The 22,971-nt window shown below is 64.6% G+C and carries 23 protein-coding genes; 8 read left to right on the top strand and 15 right to left on the bottom strand.

Annotation, left to right across the window (positions count from 1 at the left end; genetic code table 11):
* Positions 1-47 precede the first annotated feature (47 nt).
* Positions 48-1,382: an MFS transporter gene (locus tag NNX38_RS01830; RefSeq protein ID WP_255796448.1), complete on the bottom strand. Its 1,335-nt coding sequence runs from the start codon at positions 1,380-1,382 to the stop codon at positions 48-50.
* A gap of 316 nt (positions 1,383-1,698) precedes the next feature.
* Between NNX38_RS01830 and NNX38_RS01825 the strand changes: the two genes are divergently transcribed.
* Positions 1,699-2,184, top strand: a complete 486-nt coding sequence (locus NNX38_RS01825) for a hypothetical protein (RefSeq protein ID WP_255796447.1) — start codon at positions 1,699-1,701, stop codon at positions 2,182-2,184.
* Between the two features lie 2 nt (positions 2,185-2,186).
* Here NNX38_RS01825 and NNX38_RS01820 read toward each other — a convergent pair whose 3' ends face one another.
* Positions 2,187-2,777, bottom strand: a complete 591-nt coding sequence (locus tag NNX38_RS01820; protein WP_255796446.1) for a TetR/AcrR family transcriptional regulator — start codon at positions 2,775-2,777, stop codon at positions 2,187-2,189.
* A 112-nt stretch (positions 2,778-2,889) separates the two neighbouring features.
* Between NNX38_RS01820 and NNX38_RS01815 the strand changes: the two genes are divergently transcribed.
* A complete protein-coding gene (locus NNX38_RS01815) occupies positions 2,890-3,450 on the top strand; it encodes an NADPH-dependent FMN reductase (protein ID WP_255796751.1) in 561 nt (186 codons plus the stop codon).
* A gap of 66 nt (positions 3,451-3,516) precedes the next feature.
* Here NNX38_RS01815 and NNX38_RS01810 read toward each other — a convergent pair whose 3' ends face one another.
* Positions 3,517-3,705 carry a hypothetical protein gene (locus NNX38_RS01810; RefSeq protein ID WP_255796445.1) on the bottom strand — a complete coding sequence of 63 codons (189 nt, stop codon included), beginning with the start codon at positions 3,703-3,705 and terminating at the stop codon, positions 3,517-3,519.
* Between the two features lie 31 nt (positions 3,706-3,736).
* Positions 3,737-4,696 carry a lantibiotic dehydratase C-terminal domain-containing protein gene (locus tag NNX38_RS01805; RefSeq protein WP_255796444.1) on the bottom strand — a complete coding sequence of 320 codons (960 nt, stop codon included), beginning with the start codon at positions 4,694-4,696 and terminating at the stop codon, positions 3,737-3,739.
* Positions 4,697-5,168: 472 nt separating this feature from the next.
* On the opposite strand from NNX38_RS01805, the gene NNX38_RS01800 reads away from it, so the two are divergent.
* Both NNX38_RS01800 and NNX38_RS01795 read left to right on the top strand, forming a co-directional pair.
* Positions 5,169-6,137: a helix-turn-helix transcriptional regulator gene (locus NNX38_RS01800; protein ID WP_255796443.1), complete on the top strand. Its 969-nt coding sequence runs from the start codon at positions 5,169-5,171 to the stop codon at positions 6,135-6,137.
* A 63-nt stretch (positions 6,138-6,200) separates the two neighbouring features.
* Entirely contained in the window at positions 6,201-7,496 is a 1,296-nt protein-coding gene (locus NNX38_RS01795) for a PLP-dependent aminotransferase family protein (protein WP_255796442.1), read from the top strand.
* Between the two features lie 24 nt (positions 7,497-7,520).
* On the opposite strand, the gene NNX38_RS01790 is transcribed toward NNX38_RS01795, so the two are convergent.
* The 4 genes from NNX38_RS01790 to NNX38_RS01775 all read right to left on the bottom strand — a co-directional run bounded on the left by NNX38_RS01790 (position 7,521) and on the right by NNX38_RS01775 (position 12,496).
* Positions 7,521-8,969 carry a dihydrolipoamide acetyltransferase family protein gene (locus NNX38_RS01790; RefSeq protein WP_255796441.1) on the bottom strand — a complete coding sequence of 483 codons (1,449 nt, stop codon included), beginning with the start codon at positions 8,967-8,969 and terminating at the stop codon, positions 7,521-7,523.
* Positions 8,970-9,015: 46 nt separating this feature from the next.
* Entirely contained in the window at positions 9,016-9,993 is a 978-nt protein-coding gene (locus NNX38_RS01785; protein WP_229951049.1) for an alpha-ketoacid dehydrogenase subunit beta, read from the bottom strand.
* Positions 9,990-11,213, bottom strand: coding sequence for a pyruvate dehydrogenase (acetyl-transferring) E1 component subunit alpha (gene pdhA / locus NNX38_RS01780; protein WP_255796440.1), 1,224 nt, complete (start codon positions 11,211-11,213; stop codon positions 9,990-9,992). Before pdhA ends, NNX38_RS01785 begins: the two co-directional genes overlap by 4 nt.
* A gap of 143 nt (positions 11,214-11,356) precedes the next feature.
* The gene (locus NNX38_RS01775; RefSeq protein WP_255796439.1) at positions 11,357-12,496 is read right to left on the bottom strand and encodes a histidinol-phosphate transaminase; all 1,140 of its coding nucleotides are present in this window, start codon (positions 12,494-12,496) and stop codon (positions 11,357-11,359) included.
* 41 nt (positions 12,497-12,537) lie between these two features.
* Between NNX38_RS01775 and NNX38_RS01770 the strand changes: the two genes are divergently transcribed.
* Entirely contained in the window at positions 12,538-12,975 is a 438-nt protein-coding gene (locus NNX38_RS01770) for a phage holin family protein (RefSeq protein WP_255796438.1), read from the top strand.
* Here the strand turns inward: NNX38_RS01770 and NNX38_RS01765 are convergent.
* Together NNX38_RS01765 and NNX38_RS01760 are read right to left on the bottom strand one after the other, a co-directional pair.
* On the bottom strand, positions 12,972-14,360 hold the full coding sequence (locus NNX38_RS01765) for a hypothetical protein (RefSeq protein ID WP_255796437.1): 1,389 nt from the start codon (positions 14,358-14,360) through the stop codon (positions 12,972-12,974). The two genes, NNX38_RS01770 and NNX38_RS01765, sit on opposite strands and share 4 nt — an antisense overlap.
* Before the next feature lie 2 nt (positions 14,361-14,362).
* Positions 14,363-14,614, bottom strand: a complete 252-nt coding sequence (locus NNX38_RS01760) for a hypothetical protein (protein ID WP_255796436.1) — start codon at positions 14,612-14,614, stop codon at positions 14,363-14,365.
* A 296-nt stretch (positions 14,615-14,910) separates the two neighbouring features.
* On the opposite strand from NNX38_RS01760, the gene purB reads away from it, so the two are divergent.
* Positions 14,911-16,326, top strand: coding sequence for an adenylosuccinate lyase (gene purB, locus NNX38_RS01755; protein WP_255796435.1), 1,416 nt, complete (start codon positions 14,911-14,913; stop codon positions 16,324-16,326).
* A gap of 98 nt (positions 16,327-16,424) precedes the next feature.
* Here the strand turns inward: purB and rlmN are convergent, their stop codons facing one another.
* On the bottom strand, positions 16,425-17,687 hold the full coding sequence (rlmN, locus tag NNX38_RS01750) for a 23S rRNA (adenine(2503)-C(2))-methyltransferase RlmN (protein WP_255796434.1): 1,263 nt from the start codon (positions 17,685-17,687) through the stop codon (positions 16,425-16,427).
* A 125-nt stretch (positions 17,688-17,812) separates the two neighbouring features.
* Between rlmN and NNX38_RS01745 the strand changes: the two genes are divergently transcribed.
* Complete coding sequence (locus NNX38_RS01745; protein ID WP_229951058.1) at positions 17,813-18,337, top strand: GNAT family N-acetyltransferase; 525 nt, start codon at positions 17,813-17,815, stop codon at positions 18,335-18,337.
* Positions 18,338-18,385: 48 nt separating this feature from the next.
* On the opposite strand, the gene NNX38_RS01740 is transcribed toward NNX38_RS01745, so the two are convergent.
* Complete coding sequence (locus NNX38_RS01740; protein WP_255796433.1) at positions 18,386-18,871, bottom strand: nucleoside deaminase; 486 nt, start codon at positions 18,869-18,871, stop codon at positions 18,386-18,388.
* A gap of 267 nt (positions 18,872-19,138) precedes the next feature.
* Here NNX38_RS01740 and NNX38_RS01735 point away from each other — a divergent pair, with 267 nt between their 5' ends.
* Positions 19,139-19,612 (top strand): VOC family protein, encoded by a 474-nt coding sequence (locus NNX38_RS01735; RefSeq protein ID WP_255796432.1) that lies wholly within the window; start codon positions 19,139-19,141, stop codon positions 19,610-19,612.
* A 37-nt stretch (positions 19,613-19,649) separates the two neighbouring features.
* Here the strand turns inward: NNX38_RS01735 and NNX38_RS01730 are convergent, their stop codons facing one another.
* From NNX38_RS01730 to NNX38_RS01720, 3 genes are all read right to left on the bottom strand, one after another.
* Positions 19,650-20,441: a carbohydrate ABC transporter permease gene (locus tag NNX38_RS01730; protein WP_255796750.1), complete on the bottom strand. Its 792-nt coding sequence runs from the start codon at positions 20,439-20,441 to the stop codon at positions 19,650-19,652.
* Positions 20,442-20,544: 103 nt separating this feature from the next.
* Positions 20,545-21,489, bottom strand: coding sequence for a carbohydrate ABC transporter permease (locus tag NNX38_RS01725; protein ID WP_255796431.1), 945 nt, complete (start codon positions 21,487-21,489; stop codon positions 20,545-20,547).
* Complete coding sequence (locus tag NNX38_RS01720; RefSeq protein WP_255796430.1) at positions 21,490-22,872, bottom strand: sugar ABC transporter substrate-binding protein; 1,383 nt, start codon at positions 22,870-22,872, stop codon at positions 21,490-21,492.
* Positions 22,873-22,971: the final 99 nt, after the last annotated feature.

The following is a 22,971-nucleotide window of genomic DNA, read 5'->3' as shown; positions in this document are numbered from 1 at the left end:
GTTTCAGGCCGTCCGGTCCGCCGCGGCTGCGGACCGGACGGCGCCAATCAGTGAACCGGTGCGGCAGCCTTGGGGCTGGGTCCGCGAAGGACCGGCTGGCCGAGCATGGAAATGATGACGGCGCCCAGTGCCATCGGGATAACGAACAGGAAGTACAAGTCACCGGGCGTCCAGCCGCCGTCCATCAGGGTACCGGCCAGGATCGGCGAGATGATGGCGCCGATGCGGCCCATGCCGATCACCAGTCCCAGAGCCGTGCCGCGGACCTCACTCGTGTAGTAGGTGGGGCTGATCGCCAACATACCGGCGATGGGCGCGTTGGAGCCGAACCCTACCAGCGCTGCCGCGAACAGGGCCCAGCCAAGCGAACCGTTGGTCGAGTTGGCGAACACGACGAAAGTGGCGGCCCCGATCACGAAGAACACGGCCAGGACCTTGCGCATGGGGAAGCGTGCACCGAGCAGGCCCAGCAGGACGCCGCCGACAATTGCCCCGACGCTGAACAGCACTCCAGCATTGATGCCGTCCTGGGCGGTGAAACCGCTTTCCGCAATCAGCCGGGGCGTCCAGGAGTTCGCGAAGTAGAAGCTCGCCATAAGGACAAAGTAGGCCAGGGCCAGCAGGATGGTTCGGCGGGCGTTGTAGCCGGTAAGGACGTCCGCAAAACGGGATTTGTTCTGCTCCGCCAGCACGGATTCCGGCAGCACATCCACGGCCGGCTGCCGGATGGCCCGCAGGCTGCGGTTGACCCGTTCCAGTGCGCCTGCAGGCCGGCGGGTCAACAGATAGTCGACCGATTCCGGGAATACCTTCATCACCAGCGGAATCATCAGGATGGTGACGACGGCGCCGAACAGGAAGGCCGAACGCCAGCCGTATTGGCTGATCAAAACGCCGCTGATCAGGCCGCCGAGGACGCCGCCGATTGGCTGCCCGATGCTGACGAGGGACAGGGCCGTGGATCGGCGCTTGGCATTGGAGAACTCAGAGGCGAAGACACTGATGGTGGACTGGAGCGTTCCAATGGCCACGCCCGTCAGGAGGCGGAGAATCAGCAGCACCGCATAGTTCGGGGCAAAGTAGGAGGCCAGCATGCCTGCGGCAACAATGCAGACACCGATCAGCAGCGTTTTCTGCCGCCCGATAATGTCCGCGACCGTCGAGACGAAGATAGATCCGACAGCCATGCCCACCAGTGCTGCGCTGAGCAGGTAGCCCAGCTGTGCGCCGTTCAATCCCCACTCTTCGGCCACATGGCTGGCGCTGAAGGCCATGACCAGGACATCGAAGCCGTCGATCATGTAAAGGGTGGTGCAAATGGCAATAATAGCCACCTGCCGCGGGCTCATCCGCGAATCTTCGATCCGTTCCTTGATTTGCACCAAACAAAGCTAACTGAGAACTGCGTCACTAAAGGATTCCATGTCGCGGAACGTCGAAATCGTTACGGACCGGGCACCGGCCGGTCAGCTTCCAGTGAACCCTCGATCCCGTTTGTCCGGCGTGGATACTTCACAATAAGATGACCATTGGTCAAGACGTGGCCACAGGCTGTTTGCCAGCCGCACCCAACCTTCATACCTCCGAGGAACCAGTGCCGTTTCACCACGTCTGCCCCCGCGACACCTTTCTCCTAAGCGCCCCTAAGACCACGGTTACGGGCTTTTCCGTCAGCTCCCGCACAGCGTGGGCGGCAGCGTGACTCCGGCCCGCGGCGAAGAAGCAGCTTCGCGCGTCCCGTCCGGCGCCAACCCTGCATCCGGTTCCGAACCCGCCACGGCACCGGGCTATTTCCCCCGTCTCCTCTCGGCAGCTGCCCATGTAAAACACATCGCCTCAGACAGTGCACTGGATCGGTTCGGCCTCAACCAGGGCAGCTTTCACCTGCTTGAATGCCTTGCCTCAGCGGCAGCTACGGAAGCTGAGCTGGCCGAGGCGGAAGGCCAGTCCGAAACGGCTATTAGAGTCCACCTCCTGAAGCTCCAGTCCTCCGGATACTCCGTCCGGGACGAGTCCGGGATCTGGTCGGTTACCGACGCAGGCCTCAAGGCCATCGAGTGGGCAAATCTCGCCCAGGCGGAAACGACCCTGGACGACAGCCAGGAACTGCGGCAGGCGCTGCGCTCCCTCATCTCCTCGCTTGGGCTCGAGCAGCCCGACGGCGGGACGCAGAAGAAACTCTAAGCTCAGCTGGGCCGCGCGAACGCGCCCACCAACTCCTCCCATCCCTTCTCCAGGCGGGGCAGGCCCATGCCTTCCTCGCCGCGCAGGTGGAGAAGCAGGCCTGCATCAAGGAAGGCCATCAACTGGTAGGCGGCGAGTTCCGGGTCCGGAACCGTGCCGGTCAGGCGGAGCAGCCCGGCGAGGTGCCGGCGTGCAAGGCTTCGGGACGGATGCTGGTAGCGGGTCCGGGGATCGACGTCGGCCGCCCGGGCCAGCTCCCCGGTCACGTTCAGCGATGCCAACCGTGCCAGGCCGAAGGCCAACAGCCGGTCCCTGGGCGGTGCCCCTGGCCCCAACGGGGGCGGACCGAACTGGTAGGCGGTCCGGAAACCCTGCTCGGCATGGTCCAGAAGCGCCTGCATCAAGCCGGCGCGGGAGCCGAAGCGCCGGAATACCGTCCCCTTGCCCACGTGGGCCCGCTCGGCAAGATCATCCATCGTCAGGGCGTCGGCACCGCCGGCTGCAACGAGTTCCAGGGCTGCTTCGAGCAGGCGGTGGTGGTTCCGGGCGGCGTCCACCCGGATACCGGCTTGTGACGGTCCTCTCCCACTCATGCGGGCCAGTGTAGCGCCGCGGGGAATAAAATCGGACTGTAGTCCGCTTAAGGTCGTGAAGAAGAATCCGTGCCCGTGCCCCAGAAGCGGCACGGCCAAGACAGGAGTTCCAATTTTGAGCACCACCATCCTGACCCTCGTCGGCAGCCTCCGCGTCGGTTCCATCAACCGCCAGCTCGCTGAAGCCGCCGCCGCCGGCGCTCCGGAAGGCGTCGAGGTGAAGCTCTTTGAGGGGTTGGGCGACATTCCGTTCTACAACGAGGATATCGACGTAGAGGGGCTCGTCCCCGAAGCAGCACAGGCCCTGCGCAACGCGGCCGCTGCTTCTGACGGCCTGCTGCTGATCAGCCCCGAATACAACGGCACCATGCCTGCCGTGCTGAAGAATGCGATTGACTGGCTGTCCCGCCCCTTCGGTGCCGGTGCCATCTCCGGCATGCCCACCGCCGTCATCGGCTCTGCCTTCGGCCAGTACGGCGGTGTTTGGGCACAGGACGATGCACGCAAGTCGGTCGGCATCGCCGGCGCCCGCGTGGTCGAGGAAGTCCGCCTCGCCATCGGCGGATCCGTGACGCGCTACGACGGCATCCACCCGCAGGATGACCCGGACACCGTTGCCCAGCTCGGCGAGGCCGTCCGCGTTCTCGCAGAAGCCTCTGTCTCCGCAGCCTAGGCAAAGCAGACAGAAAAGAGGGACGGACCGTCACTGGTCCGTCCCTCTTCTGCGTTCGGCGTCCTTCTAGTACCAGACCTCGTCCGCCCAGGCCGCGTCCCTCAGGTATTCACGCGCCGGGCCAACATTCCAGGCTTCACCGTAGGGCGCCAGGACCCCGCTGTTCTGCAGATCGGCCAAGACGTCATCCGAGCAGCCAAGGACCGAGCCGAGTTCCTGCGCGTCCGCTACCACTACTTCTTCATGATCGGCCACCGGATGGGCCCCCTTCCCATTGCGCGCAGGTTCAGCGCTTATCGAGCAGAACTGATTCCCGTTCCGGACTCCAAGTCCGTGCGTACAATCCCATGGCCGCTTCCTCCCGGAGGCTCAGGCCGAGGCGGTTCAGAAGCATGTGTGCCTGATAGACCGTTAGGTGCTGGGCGCTTCGGCTCAGCCGGGCCTTGTCCGCCCGGTACAAATACGTGTCAATGCCCCGGAACCAGCGCCGCCGCCAGTTTTCGACGGCGGATTCCGCTGCCGTTGCTGCCATCAGCCGATGGGTCGGCATGACCTTCGCACCAACCTGGACCGTCATGGCCTGCCGTACACCGGCGGCCCGGGGACCGAACCCCGCCGTGCAGCTGCGCAGGTGGCTGTCCCAGTAGTAGTCCCAGGAGAGGCGGCGCCGGTCCGGCCAGGCTGAGGCCCGGGGACCTTTCATCATGCTCCGGGCCGCATCAAACAGCAGGAGCGATCCAAGTGCCCAGCGGTTCTGGACCTTGGGAAAGCGTGCCGTGGCCCAACTCGCCAGATCCGAAGAGAGCTCAAAAACCTCTTCCGCGAGGGAGAGCCCCTCCACGCCGCCGTATTTCGCGAGGTCCGCTTCGATACGCAGGTCCTGCGGCTCACCGCCGCCCGGGCTGAGCCGGTCCGTAGCCGGCTCGCTGAACTGCTGGCTGGTTTCCAGGTGCCCGATGACACCGCTGGACTGGTTCTGCAGGGCCACCAACAGCGACTGCAGCCGGTCCAACGTACTCGTAGGGGCGAGCACCCGGAGTTTTACGTGTGCGTTAGCCGGATCCGAGCACCGCGTGAAATACCAGCGCTGCGCACCCAGAACCTGGGCCTGAGCCGCCAGCGGGGTAACCAGTTCTCCGATGATGCCGTCCGCAACATCAAAGCCCCCGGTATGAATTGAGAGCGACCACCAATGAGTACTCGGTTGCGTCCGTGAGGCTGGTCGAACTGCAGCTAGCTGGCTCATATGTGTCTTTCCCCTCGGGGTGCGGTTACCGCCACTGGGCGGCCTTTGCAGTTGTGTAGTTACTTGCCTTTGGCCCCTCCGGGGCCCTCAGTTAGAACCAATCCCAGCTCTTCATGATCGCTATCCCCCTTGGGTCTTGGGCTGATGCTCAGCCGGCGCCTTGATTTGACTCCGAAAGCTTCCCCCGCCGCCGCACGGCCTGTAAATAGCCTCCGCTGCCCGGTTCCTGACATGTCCGGATGTGGACCCTCCCGGTTCCTGCCTCCGGCTGCAACCGCCTCGGGATGCGCCACGACCTGAGGTTTTCCGCGGCAGGGGCCCTGGGCCGCCGTCGTTGGCATTAACCGGCCATGGCCTGAATTCCGAAGTGTGTTGCGGTCACAAAACACTTTTGTCACGTGCGGCCCGGAAACCGCGCTGGCTGGGTAGGGTAGCGGTGGGGGCTACAGCTGATGCGTTGAAAGGATTCGCCGTGCTGTCTCAGGTTTCGCTCGACGTTTACCGCTTTGCCGTAAGTCGTCCGGGGTGGACGGCGAAGGAGGCTTCCGAGGCCTTGGGGTACACCAGCAAGGTGATCGACGGTGCCATATCCGAACTGACCGCCAGCTGCCTCCTGCTGCAGCAGAACACGGGCGGCCCAAGCTACACCGCGGTTTCCCCTGATGTTGCCCTCGCGGAACTGGTGGATCCGGATGAACGGGCGCTGCTGGAACTGCGCGGAAGAATCAGTAACCGCCGGCGGGAAATGGCCGCATTGACCCCGGCCTACGTCGAGGCACGTAAGCGGCTGGCCGCCGATTCGTCGGTGGAGGTGGTCGAGGACCAGGAGCAAGTCCAGCGGGTACTGATCGAGTATGGGCGCAGCGCCACCGACCGTGTCCTGATCGCCCGGCCGGGGCAGGGCGCCAACGCAGACATCCATGAGGAAAGCGTGCAGAAGGATCTGGATCTCCTGCGCGGCGGTGTTCGTAGGCAAACGCTGTACCACGCAAGCACGCGGGACCATGTGCCCACCCGCAAGGCAGTGGAAGTTATTACCCAGGCAGGAGGGGAGTTCCGCACCCTTCCCTACATGCCCCTGAGAACCCTGATTTTCGATGACAAAGTGGCGGTTGTTGCACGCGATCTGCACCCCGGCGACGTTGCCGGACTGGTTGTGCGGGATACCAACCTGATCCGCATTTTCGGGTTGCTCTTCGAGTTTGCGTGGGGCTTGGCCGAGCCGTTCCTGACCGACAATCCCGGCAGGGAGGGACTCACCAGCACGCAGCGGTCCGTCCTCACGGCGCTGGCCTCCGGTTACTCGGATGAAGCCATTGCCCGGCGGGTTGGCATCAGTGTGCGGACCTGCCGCCGCCACATTGCCTGGATGCTGGAGGAGTTGGGTGCCGAGAGCCGGTTCCAGGCCGGAATCAAGGCCCACAAGGCCGGCTGGATCTAAACCTCCTTGGTGTACTAAACAGCCGTTGCCTGACGGTCAACTATCGGGGTTAGCATTGGAGGCATGACCCGCGAGGAATTCTCCGATGCCGTAGAACTGCCCGTTGACACCATGGCTGCTTTGGAACGCGCCGCCGGCTCCCACCGCCACGAGGTGCTGTTCTCCAACCGCGCCTTCCACATCAAGCAGTCCGCGGTACGGGATGTCTTCGACATTTCCATCCGTCCGGGCCTGATTTCCCTGGCAGGCGGGAGTCCCTATCTGCGTTCCCTCCCCCTGGAAGAACTGGGCCGGACCGCCCAGCGCATCATTGCCGAGCACGGGCTGGAGGCACTGCAGTACGGCGGCGGGCAGGGCATGGAAGAGCTGCGCAGGCAGGCATGCGAGGTCATGGCCGCGGAAGGCATTCTCGACGCCGATCCGGCGGACATCGTCATCACCACCGGTTCACAGTCCGCGCAGGACGTTGCTGCCAAGGTCTTCTGCGATCCGGGCGATGTGATTCTCTGCGAGGACCCCACTTATGTAGGGGCGCTGAATGCCTTTGAGGCCTACGAGGTGGACGTACGCACCGTTCCGATGGACGACGGCGGCCTCGTCCCGGAGGCACTCGAGCAGCGGATCCGCGAGGTGCGCGCCGAAGGCAAAACCATCAAGCTGCTTTACACGATCCCAAGCTTCAACAATCCCAGCGGCGTCACCCTGACCGCCGGGCGCCGCCAGGCGGTAGTGGAAATCTGCCGGCGGAACAACATCCTGGTCCTGGAGGACAATCCCTACGGCCTCCTCCGGTTCGACGGCGAACCCCTGGCCCCGATGCGGGCAGGGAACGCCCAGGACGTGCTGTACCTGGGCTCGTTCTCCAAGATCTTCGCCCCCGGAGTCCGGCTCGGCTGGGCGCTGGTCCCCCGCCACCTTTACCGGCGGTTCTACCTGGCCTGCGAAGCCGTGGTCCTGTGCCCCTCGCCGTTGACCCAGATGCTGGTCTCCGCGTACCTGCGCGAGTACGACTGGATGGGCCACGTGCGCAGCTCCCGCAGCCTCTACGCCGAGCGTTGTTCCTCGATGCTGGCCGCACTGGATGAACACATGCCCGAAGGCGTGACGTGGACCCGGCCGGACGGCGGATTCTTCATCTGGGTGACGCTGCCCGAGGGTGTGGACACCTATCCCCTGCTCTATGAAGCGATCGACGCCGGGACGGTCTTCATCCCGGGCGCGGCGTTCACGCCCGGCGAAGGCGCCTCGAACAAGCTCCGGCTGGCCTTCAGCGCTGTCTCCTCCGAGGACATTGCCGAGGGCGTGCGCCGGCTCGCCCCGATCCTGAGTGCCGCCGTCGCCGCCGTAAAGGTCCGCTAGGCACCCGCGCCAGTGCCGCCGGGCCTAATCCAGGAGCAGGGCCGGCTCTTCCAGGATTGAAGCGACGTCCGCCATGAACCGGGCCGACAGGTCGCCGTCGACCACGCGGTGGTCAAAGGAACCGCCGAGGGTGGTGATCCAGCGCGGCACCACCTCGCCGTCAACCACCCAGGGCTTCTGCTTGATGGTGCCGAACGCCACGATGGCAACCTCGCCGGGATTGATGATCGGGGTGCCCGTGTCGATGCCCAGCGAACCGATGTTGGTGACGGTCAGCGTGCCGCCGCGCATATCGGCCGGCGGAGTCCGGCCCTCGCGGGCCGTTGCCGCCAGGGTGTTGAGGGCGATGGCCAGCTCCTTCAGGGAGAGTTCCTGCGCATCCTTGATGTTGGGCACCATCAGTCCCCGCGGGGTGGCCGCCGCAATACCGAGATTCATGAAGTGCTTCACCAGGATCTCGTCGCCGGCCCAGGTGGCGTTCACGGACGGGTTCCGCGCGGCCGCCCAGATCACGGCCTTCGCCAGGATCAGCAGCGGTGAAACCCGGATGCCTTCAAAGTCCTTGGCCGCCTTCAGCCGCTTCACGAACTCCATGGTCCGGGACGCATCCACGTCGACGAAGATGCTGACGTGGGGTGCACTGAAGGCGCTTTCCACCATGGCCTTTGCGGTGGCACGGCGGACTCCCCTGACGGGGATCCGCTCGATCCGCGAATCGGCGGCACCCGGGGACCAGAACTCTCCGGCCGACTCGCGCTCTGCTTCACGCTGGGCCTGGTAGCTGATCAGGTCCTGCTTGGTCACCTCGCCGCTGGCTCCGGTGGCGGTGACGTCCGCCAGGTTGATGCCCAGATCCTTTGCGGCCTTGCGTACCGGGGGTTTGGCCAGCACGCGCTGGATCAGCCGGTTGACCCGGTCCTGGACTGCTGCGGTTCCGGACGACGCCGGGGCGGGAGCCGGTGCTGCGGGAGCAGCGGGGGCAGCGGGGGCGGGCGCAGGTGCAGCGGGAGCCGGTGCTGCGGCTGGTTCCGGCGTCGCCGCCGCACCCGGGGACACGGGGCGACGCGGGCGGCGGCGCACGGCGTCCGGCTTGGGACCGGTGCCGGTCAGCGAGGCCGCCGGGGCTTCCCCTGCCGTTTCGGGCGGTGTGGAATCGGGTGCCGCGGGAACTTCTTCCGGCGCGGCGGCTGCTGGCCCGCCTGCCGCCGCCGGCACCTTCGCCCCGGCGCCGTCGTCGACCGTCACGCTGATGATGGGCGTGCCGACGTCGACCGTTTCGCCTTCCGCAACCATCAGGGAAGAGACCGTGCCGGCGTACGGGGAGGGAAGTTCCACCAGGGACTTCGCGGTTTCGATTTCCACGATCACGTCGTTGACGGCAACCGTGTCCCCCGGCGAAACCTTCCACTGCACGATATCGGCTTCGGTCAGGCCTTCGCCCACGTCCGGCAGGCGGAATGTCTTTTCAGTCATTGCAACTCGTTCTTCGTCATGGGGTGTAGGCGGGCGGGCAGGCTCATCAGTAGGCGAAGGAGCGGTCCAGCGCCTCAAGCAGGCGGTCGATGTCCGGCAAGTAATGTTCCTCGACCTTCGCTACCGGGTAGGGCATGTGGAAGCCACCTACGCGGAGCACCGGAGCTTCCAGGGACAGGAAGGCGCGTTCGGCCACCCGTGCGGCAATCTCGCCGCCGATTCCGCCGAAGGTAGGTGCCTCATGGGTGACAATCAGTCGTCCCGTCTTGCGCACGGACTCGGTCACGGTGTCGAAGTCGATGGGCGAAATGGACCGCAGATCCACCACCTCGACGGACCGTCCGTCCTCCTCGGCCGCCGCGGCTGCCGCCAGGGCGACCGGGACCAGCGGCCCGTAGGCGACGATGGTTGCGTCGGTTCCTTCGCGGACAATATGGGCAGAGAACGGGTCCGACGTGGGTGCTGTGGTGTCGACGTCGCCCTTAAGCCAGTAACGGCGCTTGGGCTCAAAGACGATGACGGGGTCCTTGCAGGCAACGGCCTGCTGGATCATCCAGTAGGCGTCCTGGGGGTTCGACGGCGTGATGATGCGCAGGCCTGCAGTGTGGGCAAAGAGCGCCTCGGGGGATTCCGAGTGGTGCTCAATGGAGCCGATGCCGCCGCCGTACGGGATCCGGATGACCACGGGTGCGCTGAGCGCGCCCTCGCTGCGGGAATGCATTTTCGCCAGCTGGGTGGTGATCTGGTTGAAGCCGGGGAAGACGAAGCCGTCGAACTGGATTTCACAGACGGGCAGGTAGCCGCGCAGGGCCAGGCCGATGGCGGTGCCGATGATTCCCGATTCGGCCAGCGGCGTGTCCATAACGCGGTCCGCACCGAAGTCGGCCTTCAGACCCTCGGTGACCCGGTAGACGCCGCCGAGGGAGCCGATGTCCTCGCCCATCAGCAGGGAGTTCGGGTGGTTTTCGAGGGCTGCGCGCAGACCGGCGTTGATGGCCTTGGCCATGGTCATGGTGGTGCTCATGCGGTGTGCTCCCGGGCGGCGGGGTCGGTGGTGGCGGGGTTGGCGTCGTCGGCGCCGGCAAATCCGGCTTCATACCGGCGATGCTCATCCAGCTCTTCGCGGATCAAAGGATGGGCCTCTGCATAGACGTCGGCGAAGGCGTCTTCAAAGCCCGGCGCCTCCATCTGCTGGACGTTCTCGCGGAGCCGGACGGCCATGTTGCGGCCTTCCTCGCGGAGTTCCTCAAAGAACGCATCGTCGGCCAGGCCCTGGTTACGCAGGTACTTTTCCATCCGCAGCAGCGGGTCCCGGTCCAGCCAGGCTTCCTCGTCGGCGCTGAGACGGTATTTGGTGGGGTCGTCCGCCGTCGTATGCGCGCTCATCCGGTAGGTGAAGGCCTCGATAAGCACCGGACCGCCGCCCGAACGGGCGTGTTCCAGCGCCCAGCGAGTTACGGCGTGGACGGCCAGGACGTCGTTGCCGTCAACGCGCACCCCGGGGAAGCCGTAGCCCTGTGCCCGGTTGGCCAAGGGGATGCGTGACTGGACTTCGGTGGGCACGGAGATGGCCCAGTGGTTGTTCTGGCAGAAGAAGACCACTGGTGCGTTGTAGGACGCGGCGAAGACCATGCCTTCATGCACGTCGCCTTCGGAGCTCGCCCCGTCGCCGAAGTACGCGACGGTGGCGGCCTCGGGCAGCTTGGGGTTAACCAGCCGGTCGCGGGCCATTCCCATCGCATAGCCGACGGCGTGCGGCACCTGGGCGGCCAGCACCAGCGTGTAGAGGTGGAAGTTGGCCTCGCGGGGGTCCCAACCTCCGTGGGAGATGCCGCGGAATCGCCGGAGCAGCTGGGCGAGCTCCAGGCCCCGGGTGTAGGCGACGCCGTGTTCCCGGTAAGTGGGGAATACGTAATCCTGCGGCTTCAGGGCCCTGCCGGAACCGATCTGCGCGCCTTCCTGGCCGGTGAGCGGAACCCACATCACCAGTTCACCCTGCCGCTGAAGCGCAGTGGCTTCTTCATCGAAGCGGCGGACCAGGAACATGTCCCGGTAGAACCCGCGGAGTTCCTCGGGAGTCAGGCCCTGGACATAGCTGCCATAGGTGTCGTCCTGCAGGAGCTCTCCGTCAATGGTGAGCAGCTGAACCATGTCCGGGACAGGGTTCGCATCCGGAGCGCCCATGAGGGATTGCTCAAGTCCGGCCGAGTCGAACTCACTGGCCGGCAAGTGTCCTACGTCCATGCCTTCTCCTTGCCTGGACAGCCGAAAGCCGCACCGCGCTGGAAATATGCTCCGGAGGGAATACATTCCCTGCATCGCATATAAGTGGAAGTTACCTTCCAAAGCCTAACGACGGCGCGGCTTCCGGCCCTACCTAAGACACGCTAGGAAACGCGTGGGCCTTTTGTATAAGTCGCACATAACGCGAGGAACCGCGTGTTTGCTTCCTCTTCGCCGATGGTCACTCTCACACCTTCGTTGCCAAAGGCCCTTACCGCCAGTGCCTGCTGCCCCGCCAGAGCTGCAAACCCGGGGGTGTCTTCCCCGAGGGCCAGCCACACGAAGTTGCCCTGCGCAGCCGGAATGGACCATCCCAGCGCCTCCAGGCCCTCCACCACACGGGTCCGTTCGGCAACGAGTCCTTGTATTCTCTCCACAATTTGGTCGTGGTGCCGGAGGGAGGCCACGGCAGCCTGCTCGGCGATGGTGGACACGGCAAACGGGACTGCCGCTACCCGGAGGTGCCGGGTGATCGGCGCGTGCGCAATGGAATAGCCCACGCGCAGTCCGGCCAGTCCTGCACCCTTGGAGAAGGTCCTGAGCACCACCACGTTGGGGTGCTTGCGGTACATTTCGACGCCGTCGACGGCGTCCTCGTCCCGCACGAAATCCTCATAGGCTTCATCGATGACCACAATGATGTGGGTGGGAATCCGCTGGAGGAAGTCCTCCACCTGTGCCGTCGTCAGGACTGGGCCGGTCGGGTTGTTGGGCGTGCACAGCAGAATCACCTTGGTGCGCTCAGTGACTGCTTCGGCCATGGCTGCCAGGTTGTGTGTGCCGTCGGGGTTCAGCGGCACCTGGACGCTCTCGGCACCGGCCAGGCCGACGCTGATGGGGTATGCCTCAAAGGAGCGCCAGGGGTAGATAACCTCGTCCGCTGCTCCGTCCGGGTTCTGTCCGGCAAAGGTGGCGAGCAGCTGGTTCAGTGCTCCCAAGCTGCCGCCGCCGGTAACGATGTCTTCCGCGGGAACGTCCAGGAACGTGGAGAGTTCATTGCGCAGGGCAGTGGAAAGCGGATCCGGATAGCGGTTAACCGTTGCGGCCTCGTTTATCGCATCCAACACGGCCGGCAGCGGCGGGAACGGGTTCTCATTGGAAGAAAGTTTGTAGCTCTGAAGTCCTTCTACAACCACCGGCGGCTTGCCCGCGGCGTATTGGGGCAGCTTCCCGATAACGGGCCGTGGGGTGATGCCGGGTGCGGGAACTTCAGCTGCGTCGGTGTCATTCTCGGTAGTGGTCATGGCGTTAACAGTAATGGCCCGTTTTCTGCCAGCATGGGGGCATGTTCTCTCTGTTGCTGCGGATAGTCTTGAACGCCGTTGCCCTCTGGGTGGCCGGCTGGCTTTTGCCTGGCCTCACGGTGAGCGCGCCGACGGGGAGCCTCAGCGGCGATCCGGTTATCGATACGGTGCTCGCGTATCTTTTTGTGGGCCTGATTTTCGGCGTGGTGAACGCCCTGGTCCGCCCCATCGCACAGGGGCTGACCTTGCCGCTGGCCATCCTGACCCTTGGGTTGTTCCGCATAGTCATCAATGCCGCCATGCTCGAGCTCACCGCCTGGCTCAGCAGCTACACGCCCATCCGCTTCGAGGTTGATTCCTTCTTCTGGACCGCCATTCTGGGCGCAATTATCATCAGCCTCGTGTCGCTGGTTCTGGATACGGTCACCGGGAGCCGCAAGCGAAGCCGGAGCGGGAGCCGGAGCGGGAGCCGTAGCTAGCCGCCTGAAACGGGAGGTGAATCGGCTTCGGTCCGCCGGAGGCCAGGGCCGACCGGCGGCCGGTAGACCTTGCCCGGCCCCGGCGAAGGTCTCGGCACAACCCTCACTTCCCGCTGCGGCAGTTCTTCCCGGGAGAGACGGTACAGGTGCCTGGTTGCAACGCTTCCGGCTGCAACAGCGGCACCGAGGGATCCCACAGATGCCCGCAGCGAGGCATCATCACTGGCGTCTGCGAGCGCGGCACCCCGACGGTAATTCTCCAGCCGGTGCCCGGGACCCAAACCGGCGTCGTCCCCCTCCGGCGTGGCCGCCGGATTCGTCAGGGTCATGGTGACCCGGTCCGGTGTATCAGGATTGGGGGTGCCATCGATCCCGGACACCCAGTCCTGCACATGCTCCAGGTGCAGTGCGTGGATACCCGGGGGTAGATCGGCAGCTCCCGTGTGGCTGCCTGCGGTCAGCAGGAACGCCACGTTGTAGTCGCTTTCCTCCGCCAGGTACGCGGCAACACGGGTGGCGTGGTCGCCGCCCTGGCTGTAGCCGGAAAGAATGACGGCGTCCTCCGCTTCAGCCCCGGCCAGCCGCAGGGCTTCCTGCACTCCCGCAGCAACAAACAAACTGTCTTTCAGGGACGGTTCGAAGACGCCCATGGCATCGAACGGATTCTCGCTTCCGGGGGAAATGCCGGGGCTCTGCGTACCGGGAATAGTGACAACGAATGTCTTCTTTCCGTCGCTCGCCGTGAGCGGCAGGACTTCGATCACGCCTGGCCTGTTTTCCCGCAACAGTACCTCCGACCTCTCCAGCAGGCCGGCAGCAGTTCCGTCCAGGCGTACACGTTCCTGTGCACCCGGAAGCGCCGACACCTCCACGGGCCGCAGCTTCCCCCTCCCCGCACCGTAAAGCAGGAGCAGGGCAGCGCGCATCAAGTTTTCGGAGACCGGATCGGCAAGGACCGTTTCCGCCTGACGCAGAGTAGGGAACCCCTCGGCCCGTGGATACGGGCCGACTGTGGACCAGGGATTCGGTGGAATGAGAAAGAAATATGGCAGCCGCGCCTTGATTTGCCCTTCGGCTTCAGCATAGGCACGGGCGCTCTCCCGGACCCCGTCCGTAAGGGCGTCGACGGCGGAAGCGGAACTCCTCAAGGTGTGCGCGGCCTCCTGCATCCGCAACCGCACCCGGTCAGCCGACCCCGAGCCGCCGCTAACGGCCCCGACCTCCAGCCAAAGCTCCGTCACCCTCTGCCCAAGCAGCCGCAGGCGGTCCGTCGTCGATTCCAGCCTGCCGGCAATCCGGACCAGGTCCTCGTACTGGACCAGAAGCCCCGCGGCCCCTCCCCTCACCTGGTACATCCGCTCATCACAGGTTCCTATCTCTGCCATTGTCAGCTCCCCGTAGCCAACATGAGTGGATCCTGCAGCAGTTCACCGGCGGCGGACCGCAACTGCCCGGAAGCGTCAGGCATCTCCTGCACCGCTGCGGTCAGTCCATGCCGGAAAGCATCCGCCGCGCGAGACTCCCACTGGACAGCTGCGGAGGCGGCAACCTCGCGCTCGAGCTCGTCGGTTTCTGCTGCAAACGCCAGTAGCAACCGCTGCGTCTCCGCCGCGTAGGCCGCAGCAGCCATTTGGTCCATCATTTCCTCCCTCGGGTGACGGATTGTCTCCATCCGGTATGGCCCCGGCTGAGGTTCCGGATACCGGGCCCGGCGTGGAGGGGTCCGGACGGGGACCCTCAAGAACGACGCCGGTCCGTCAAGGGTGCCGGGCCTGTCACCTGACCGCAGCGCCCCGGGCACCTCCAGTGGAAACGGCCAGGACCTGTTCCTTTCGAACCCTGGCTGTTGAGGGACAGTGGTCCGCCCAGGCGGATATGCAGAACAGCGATGAGTCACACACCAACAGCGCTGCACCGGCATGAAAGAATTACCGCATGGCCGAATCCGAATCCCGTGTCTCCCTCGCTTCCGTAACTCCCGCTATCGCCCTGGGCCCGCTGGACGGCCGCTACCGCAGCGCCACCGCGCCGTTGGTGGACTACCTGTCCGAAGCCGCCCTGAACCGGGACCGGACCCATGTGGAAGTGGAATGGCTGATTCACCTGACCTCCAACGCCGTCCTGCCGGGCACTGCGCCGCTTACGGAAGACCAGCAAAGCCGGCTGCGGGAAATCGTCACGAGCTTCGACGGCAACTCCGTGGCCGAACTGGGCGAAATCGAAAAGCGCACCGTGCACGACGTCAAGGCCGTCGAGTACTACATTGCCGATCGGCTTCCGGCCCTCGGTCTCGAGAACCTGAAGAGCCTTGTGCACTTCGGCTGCACGTCCGAAGACATCAACAACCTTTCCTACGCGCTCGGCATCAAGGGCGCCGTCGAAAACGTCTGGTTGCCGGCCGCGCAGGACCTGGTGGACCAGATCGCCGCGATGGCGGAGGACACCCGCACCGTGCCCATGCTGTCCCGGACGCACGGACAGCCGGCCACCCCCACCACCCTGGGCAAGGAACTGGCTGTCACCGTCCACCGCCTCACACGCCAGCTGCGCCGGATCCGCAACACTGAGTTCCTGGGCAAGATCAACGGCGCCACCGGAACCTACGCTGCACACTATGCAGCGGCCCCGCAGACCGATTGGCAGCAGGTGGCACGCAGCTTCGTGGAAGGCCTGGGCCTGGCCTGGAATCCGCTGACCACGCAGATCGAATCCCACGACTGGCAGGCCGAGCTCTACGCAGACATTGCCCGCTTCAACCGCATCCTGCACAACTTCTGCACGGACGTCTGGAGCTACATCTCCATTGGCTACTTCGCGCAGGTCCCGGTGGAAGGCGCCACCGGCTCCTCCACCATGCCGCACAAGGTCAATCCGATCCGCTTCGAGAACGCCGAAGCAAACCTCGAAATCTCCAACGGACTGCTGGACACGCTGGCTTCTACCCTGGTCACCTCCCGCTGGCAGCGCGACCTCACCGACTCCTCCTCGCAGCGCAACATCGGCGTGGCCTTCGGACACTCGGTGCTCGCCGTTTCCAACGTCGCCAAGGGGCTCCAGCGGCTGCACGTCGCCGAGCAGGTCCTGGCCGAAGACCTGGACTCCAACTGGGAGGTCCTCGGGGAAGCCATCCAGATGGTGATGCGCGCCGAAGCCGTAGCCGGCGTTGAGGGCATGGAAAACCCCTACGAACGGCTCAAGGACCTCACCCGCGGCCACCGCGTGGACGCCGAACGGATGAAGGAATTCATTGCCGGCCTTGGCCTTCCCGCCGAGGCCGAAGCCCGCCTGCAGGCCCTCACCCCGGCAAAGTACACGGGCATCGCGGACACCCTGGTGGACCACCTCAAGTAGGCTGCCGCGCAAAACCAAAACGACGACGGCGGGAGCCGGGCTCGCAGCCCGGCCTCCCGCCGTCGTCGTTAGGTAGCTAAGTTACCGAAATCCCGGCGCTAGTCCGCCGCGGCGAGCTGGCCGCAGGCGCCGTCGATTTCCTTGCCGCGGGTATCCCGGATGGTGGTGGGGATGCCGGCGTCGATCAGGTGGTTGATGAACTCCTGGATGACCTCCGGCTCCGGCGACGTCCAGATGGAACCGGGCGTGGGGTTCAGCGGAATCGGGTTCACGTGCACCCAGCCGCGGCCGCGGGCGTTGAGCTTCTTGGCCAGCAGGTCTGCACGCCAGGCGTGGTCGTTCATGTCCTTGATCAACGCGTACTCGATGGAGACGCGGCGGCCGGTGACGCGGTAGTAGTTGTACGCGGCGTCCAGGGCCTCGTCCACCTTCCACCGGCTGTTGACCGGGATCAGCTCGTCGCGCAGCTCGTCGTCCGGCGCGTGCAGGCTCAGCGCGAAGGTGACCGGGATGTTCTCCTCGGCAAGCTTCTTGATAGCCGGCACCAGGCCCACGGTGGAGACGGTGATGTTGCGGGCACTCATGCCCAGGCCTTCGGGAACCTCGGCGGCCATCCGGTGCACGGCGTTCATCACGCGCTTGTAGTTAGCCAGCGGCTCGCCCATGCCCATAAAGACAATGTTGGTGACGCGCTCGGCGTCGTGGCCGCCGTCGCGCCGCTTGCCGCCGAGGCCGCCTTCCTTGATCACCCGGTTGGCCTGGACAATCTGGTCCAGGATTTCCGCGGCGGACATGTTGCGGGTCAGGCCGGCCTGGCCGGTGGCGCAGAACGGGCAGTTCATGCCGCAGCCGCACTGGCTGGAGACGCACAGGGTGATGCGGCCCGGGTAGCGCATCAGCACGGACTCGACGAGGGAGCCGTCGAATAGCCGCCAGAGGAACTTGATCGTGTCGCCGTTGTCGGTGGTCAGGCGCTTGATCTCGGTGAGCAGCGTGGGGAACATTTCACCCACCAGCTCGTCACGGCGCTCCTTGGGGAGGTCGCTCATGGCTTCCGGATCAGTGGTGTAGTGCTGGAAGTAATGCACCGACAGCTGCTTCGCGCGGAACGCAGGCAGGCCCAGGGACTTCAGCTTCTCCTGGCGTTCGGCCAGCGTCATATCGGCCAGATGGGCCGGCGGCTGGGACACGCGCGGCGATTTGAACTGCAGCAGCGGGCGGCCGTCGGGCTCCTTGGCCTGCTCCCAGCCCTCCGTGGCGGGACGGACCTGCGGCCCGGTGGCGGTGGGAACCGAGCGGACACGGCGCAGCTCGGACTTTTTGGCGGAGTTTTTATCAGGGGAAGAATCGACAGTTGACATCGCTACTATTCTCGCACGGTTCGCATATCCGGAACATTCCTTTTGCCGGGACGGCACACGGCCGAAACACGGGTGAAACCCCGCACTCCTAGCGTGGAAGCACTACCCCTGACGCTGGAGGCAGCATGTCGGATTTGCGACCCTTTTCCGGATTCCGCCCCTACTCCACCCCGCACCTGCGGATCCGCGAAGTGCCGTGGAGCAACCCCGTGGGCGCTGACCTGCGCGAGGCCCAGCAGGCCGAACTGGACGCCCGTTACGGCACGATGGAACACGACCCCAACCCTCCCCGCGCCGGCGATTCCGCAGTTTTCCTCATCGCCTACGAGCGCAGCACCGGCCAGCCGCTGGGCTGCGGCGGGCTTCGGCGGCTGGATACCACGACGGCGGAGATCAAGCGCGTGTATGTCCTGCCGTATGCTCGCGGTTCAGGAGTGGCGACGGCGGTCCTCGGGGCGTTGGAGGCACGCGCGAAGCAGATGGGATTCGCGGTCCTCACGGCTGAGGCCGGCTCCGCCCAGCCGGACGGCCACCGCTTTTACGAGAATGCCGGTTACCGGGTGGTGCCGAACTTCGGCCCGTACATCGCCTCCGACGGGTCTACCTGTTATTCCAAAACCATCGGCGCCGCACTGGAGCACCGGTTCTAGGCGTCCCGGCTCCAGGTGTCCCGGGCCGGCTGCGAGCGCCGGACGGGCCTAGTAGTCGATCCGTTCCGACGCTGCCGCGGTCCAGGCATCGAACGGGGCCATCGCCGGAGTGCCTTCCACGGCCAGCTGGGCAACCTGCATGGAACGCTTCTCCTGCGGCATATCGAAGTACTCGTAGAAGGCGGCATCATCGAACCCCGCGCTGGCGGCGTCGTGCCGGTCTGCAGCAAAAACCACGCGGTCCACGCGGGCCCAGAGCGAGGACGCAAGGCACATGGGGCACGGTTCACAGCTGGTGTAGAGCACCGCACCCGTGAGATCAAAGGTGCCCAGGGTGGCGCACGCGTTGCGGATGGCCGTTACTTCGGCGTGTGCGGTGGGGTCGTTGTTCGCTGTCACCCGGTTCACGCCCTCAAACGCGGCACCTTCCGCGGTCACGACGACGGCGCCGAACGGTCCGCCGTCGTTGGCCACGTTCTCGGTGGCAAGACGAATGGCCTGGGCCAGGTAAATATCGTCCGACGTGCTGCTCATGGCTTCTCCCTTGGTCCGCTTATGCCAGGTAGATAGCCGGAAATGCCCCGGCCCGCCTTCGCAGCAGTGAGACTAGCAGTTGTTGCTGTGCGGACGCATATGGGCTGGTCATATTCGGTGGCACGGCGGCCGCCGGGCCGGGGAACGGGTACCCGTTGTCAGCAGCGGCGGGCAGTGGGAGTGTGAAGGAACAGCGTGTTACCCGCATATTCCCCGTGGGCTCTCCGCCACGATGCGCGCCTGCGGGCTTCGAAGGAAGGACCCGTCATGGAACGCATGATTTTCCCCAACCTGCCGGTGGCAAACCTGAAGACGGCAGAGAACTTCTACCTGGGTCTCGGATTCACGAAGAATCCGCAGTTCAGCGATGAACGCACCACAGCCATTGTCGTCTCGGACAGCATTGTGGTGATGCTGCTGCAGCAGGACTATTACCAGGAGTTCCTGCCCAAAGGAGACACACCGCACCTTGCTTCCGCCGGCAAGGAAGTGCTGAACGGCATCAGCTGCGACAGCAGGGACGAAGTGGACCGTTTCCTGGCCGCCTGCACCTCCGGCGGGGGTGCCCTTTACGCTCCGGCCGAGGAACGCATGCCCGGAATGTACAGCGGCTCGGCCACCGACCCGGACGGACACGTCTGGGAGTTCATGTGGATGGATCCCGCCAATGTGGAGCCGCCCGAGCGGACCTTCGAAGTGTCCTCCAACGCCACGGTGCAGGAGCAGAACTCCGCGCTTTGACCGGACCGGGATGCTGCCCGGCCAAAGCGTGAACCGCTTACTTGACCGCGCCCATGGACAGGCCGCGGACCAGCTGTTTCTGCGCCACCCAGCCGGCAATGACGACAGGCAGCGAAGCCAGCACGGACGCCGCCGAGAGCTGCGCCAGGAACAGGCCTTCACTGGTCATCTGGGACACCAGGAAGACCGGAACCGTAGCCGATTGGCCCGCGGTGAGGATCAGTGCGAAGAAGAACTCGTTCCAGGCGAAGATCACGCAGATCAAGGCCGTCGCGGCAAGGCCCGGTGCGACCATGGGCATCAAGACCCGCACGAGGGTTTTCATGAGCCCGGCTCCGTCCATCTGCGCTGCCTCAAGCACCTCGCCGGGCACTTCCAGAAAGAACGAGCGCATCATCCACACAGCGATGGGCAGGTTCATTGAGGTGTACAGGACCACCAGCGTCCACACGTTGTCCAATACCTTCAGCTGGCCGGCTATCACGTAGATCGGCATGATGACCGCGACAACAGGCAGCATGCGGGTGGAGATAAAGAAGAACAGCACGTCCGAGGTTTTCTTCACCGGCCGGATACTCAGGGCATAGGACGCCGGCACCGCCAGAATGACCACCAGGATGGTGGAGACACCGGTGGCAATCGCCGAGTTGGCGAAATAGCTTCCGGCCCCGCTGTCCAGCACGGCACGGTACTGGTCCAGAGTGGGAGCGAAGAAGAACACCGGCGGATCGGATGCGGCAGCGGACTCCTGCTTGAAGGAGGTCAGCACCATCCAGAGCACCGGCGAGAAGAAAATCAGCGCCAGCACCCACGTCACCGTGGTGAGAATTGGTGCGGAGTTGAACTTCCGGGCGGGTTTCCGGACGGAATTGGCGGCGGGGGTTGTTTCTTTCCCCGCGGGAGTAGGTGCAGCAGTCTGGGTAGCCACGTCGTTAGTCCTTTACGTCGAAGCTCTTGAAAATCAAGCGGAGGGCCAGGGTGGCCACAATGATGGTGGCAATGACAACCACCACGCCCATGGCAGCGGCCTGGCCAATGTCAAAGCCAAGGAAAGCCCGCTGGTAGATGTAGAACGGCAGGTTTGCACTGGCCGTCCCGGGTCCGCCGGCGGTCATGAGGTAGATCTGGTCGAAGGTATTCACCACATAAATGGCGCCAAGCAGGATTCCGAGTTCGATGTACCGGCGCAACTGCGGCAGAGTCACCGAGATGAACGTCCGCCACCACCCCGCGCCGTCCACCTGAGCCGCTTCCAGCACGTCCTTGGACTGCGCCTGCAGCCCGGACAGGACCAGCAGCATCATGAACGGCGTCCACTGCCACACCAGTGCCATCAGGATGGACACGATCGGGTGCTGCGACGTCCAGTCCACCGGAGGGATGCCCACCAGCCCGATCACCCAGTTCAACAGGCCGTAGCTCGGATTGAGGATTGAAATGGACCACAGCAGGGAGCTGGCCACCGGCATGATCAGGAACGGGGTGATCAGGAGAGTACGCACCACTCCCCGACCGGCGAAACTGCGGTCCAGCAACAGGGCAAAGATGATGCCCAGCAACATCGCGAAGAAAACACAGGCCACGGTGAAGAGGACGCTGTTCAGAGCCGCCCCGCGGAACGTGGAATCGGAGAAGATGTCCACGTAGTTTGCCAAACCGACAAACTTGTTACCCTCCGGACGCAGCAGGTTCCAGTTCTGCAGGGAGTACCAGATAGTAAAGAGGAAGGGCACCTGCGTCACGATCAATGTGAAAATCAGGGCTGGCAACAGCGGCAGGCGCCGCCGCCATCCCTCGGCAGAGGACATTCCCCCACCCTCGCGCTCCGTTGCGGCCTTCCTGGCGCGGACCTGTTGCCGCTCTACCAATGTGGACATTTAACCCGCTCCGTCCTGGTAGCTTTCCGCCACCGTTTCGGCGTAGCCCTGGGATTGTTCCAGCGCTTCTTGGACTGTCTGCTGCCCGGCGATGGCTGCCGAAATCTGCTGCGCCACCCGTGTGCCCAGATCCTGGAACTCCGGGATACCAACGAACTGGAGGCCGGTGTAGGGCACACCGCGGACCATGCTGTTTTCCTGGGATGCCCCGGCCATGGCGTCCAGGGTCGGCTCGGCATAGGCCTCGGCCACCTCGGCGTATTCCGGGATCTCATAGGTGGAGAGCCGACTGCCCGGCGGCACCCGTTCCCAGCCGATCTCCTCGCCCACAAGCCGGATGTATTCCTTGTCCGTCATCCAGGAAACAAAGTCCCAGGCGGCGTCCTTGGAGTTGCTGGTGGTGGGGATGGCCAGGGACCAGCTGTAGAGCCAGCCGGCGGACTCGGTCTCCTTGACGGGTGCCGGCGCGTATCCGCTTTTCCCGACCACGAGGGAGGACGCCGGGTCCTCAATGGCGGAAACCATGGCCGTGGCGTCGTACCACATGGCCGTATTTCCCTGGCTGTAGAGGGTCAGGCAGTCCCCGTAGCCGCTGGTCGCGGCCCCGGCCTGCCCGTAGTTCTGCACCAGGTCCACGTAATCGGTGACGGCTTCTTCCACTACGGGCTCATCCAAACGGGCATTCCAGTCCTCGTCGAACCACCGGCCGCCGTAGGTGTTGATCATGGTGTCCAGCGGCGCCATGACCTCACCCCAACCGGCCAGCCCACGCAGACAGACACCGGACATATTGTTCTCCGGATCGTTGAGCGCTTCGGCGAAGCCGCGGATGTCCTCCCAGGTGGGGGTTTCCGGCATGGTCAGGCCGGCGTCGTCGAATAGGTCCTGCCGGTACACGAGGAAGGAGGATTCACCATAGAACGGAACGGAATACAGGTCTCCTTCGTAGCTCAGCGCCTCCCGGATTGTGGGGACGAAATCGTCGGGATCATATCCCTCGGTGGAATCGGCATACTCCTGGAGATTGGTGATCCAGCCGTTTTCCGCCCACATCGGCGTTTCGTAATTGGAGATCATCACGACGTCGAATTCGCCGCCCTGCGTGGCGACGGAAGCAGTAATTTTTGCCCGTGCCTCGTTTTCCGGGAGGGACACGAAGCTGACGTCAATGTCTGGATACTGAGCCTTGAATTCATCCTGGAGCGTGATCGCGTCCTGCATCTGCGGATTGGAAACAATGGCTACGACAATTTCGTCCCTGCCCTCCGCCTCGGAGCCCCCGCAGCCGGTCAGCACCAGGGCTGCTGCTGCCGCGGATGCCAGACCCGCTCGAAGCCGGTAACGGCGGTGGCTGTAATTCCCCCTGCTGCGTCGAAATCTCATCTGGTCACCTTTGCTCATTTGAGACAGCGGTTCCGCTCACGTGGGCGGAACACTACGTTCATCCATTCGAGCGGACAAGGGCTATCAGTGAGTTACCGG

Origin of the sequence: Arthrobacter sp. zg-Y238, assembly GCF_024385525.1 — a bacterium.
GTDB lineage: Bacteria > Actinomycetota > Actinomycetes > Actinomycetales > Micrococcaceae > Arthrobacter_B > Arthrobacter_B jinronghuae.
The sequence above is the reverse complement of the archived record's forward strand: the minus strand, read 5'-3'. Positions and strand labels throughout refer to the sequence as shown.

Bases quoted from the DNA above. Each gene is read 5' to 3' on its own strand.
- NNX38_RS01765 (WP_255796437.1), bottom strand. From the start codon at position 14,360: ATGGCAGAGATAGGAACCTGTGATGAGCGGATGTACCAGGTGAGGGGA.
- NNX38_RS01760 (WP_255796436.1), bottom strand. From the start codon at position 14,614: ATGGACCAAATGGCTGCTGCGGCCTACGCGGCGGAGACGCAGCGGTTG.
- NNX38_RS01770 (WP_255796438.1), top strand. From the start codon at position 12,538: ATGTTCTCTCTGTTGCTGCGGATAGTCTTGAACGCCGTTGCCCTCTGG.
- NNX38_RS01790 (WP_255796441.1), bottom strand. From the start codon at position 8,969: ATGACTGAAAAGACATTCCGCCTGCCGGACGTGGGCGAAGGCCTGACC.
- NNX38_RS01745 (WP_229951058.1), top strand. From the start codon at position 17,813: ATGTCGGATTTGCGACCCTTTTCCGGATTCCGCCCCTACTCCACCCCG.
- NNX38_RS01740 (WP_255796433.1), bottom strand. From the start codon at position 18,871: ATGAGCAGCACGTCGGACGATATTTACCTGGCCCAGGCCATTCGTCTT.
- NNX38_RS01795 (WP_255796442.1), top strand. From the start codon at position 6,201: ATGACCCGCGAGGAATTCTCCGATGCCGTAGAACTGCCCGTTGACACC.
- NNX38_RS01805 (WP_255796444.1), bottom strand. From the start codon at position 4,696: ATGAGCCAGCTAGCTGCAGTTCGACCAGCCTCACGGACGCAACCGAGT.
- purB (WP_255796435.1), top strand. From the start codon at position 14,911: ATGGCCGAATCCGAATCCCGTGTCTCCCTCGCTTCCGTAACTCCCGCT.
- rlmN (WP_255796434.1), bottom strand. From the start codon at position 17,687: ATGTCAACTGTCGATTCTTCCCCTGATAAAAACTCCGCCAAAAAGTCC.
- pdhA (WP_255796440.1), bottom strand. From the start codon at position 11,213: ATGGACGTAGGACACTTGCCGGCCAGTGAGTTCGACTCGGCCGGACTT.
- NNX38_RS01725 (WP_255796431.1), bottom strand. From the start codon at position 21,489: ATGTCCACATTGGTAGAGCGGCAACAGGTCCGCGCCAGGAAGGCCGCA.
- NNX38_RS01720 (WP_255796430.1), bottom strand. From the start codon at position 22,872: ATGAGATTTCGACGCAGCAGGGGGAATTACAGCCACCGCCGTTACCGG.
- NNX38_RS01775 (WP_255796439.1), bottom strand. From the start codon at position 12,496: ATGACCACTACCGAGAATGACACCGACGCAGCTGAAGTTCCCGCACCC.
- NNX38_RS01820 (WP_255796446.1), bottom strand. From the start codon at position 2,777: ATGAGTGGGAGAGGACCGTCACAAGCCGGTATCCGGGTGGACGCCGCC.
- NNX38_RS01785 (WP_229951049.1), bottom strand. From the start codon at position 9,993: ATGAGCACCACCATGACCATGGCCAAGGCCATCAACGCCGGTCTGCGC.
- NNX38_RS01735 (WP_255796432.1), top strand. From the start codon at position 19,139: ATGGAACGCATGATTTTCCCCAACCTGCCGGTGGCAAACCTGAAGACG.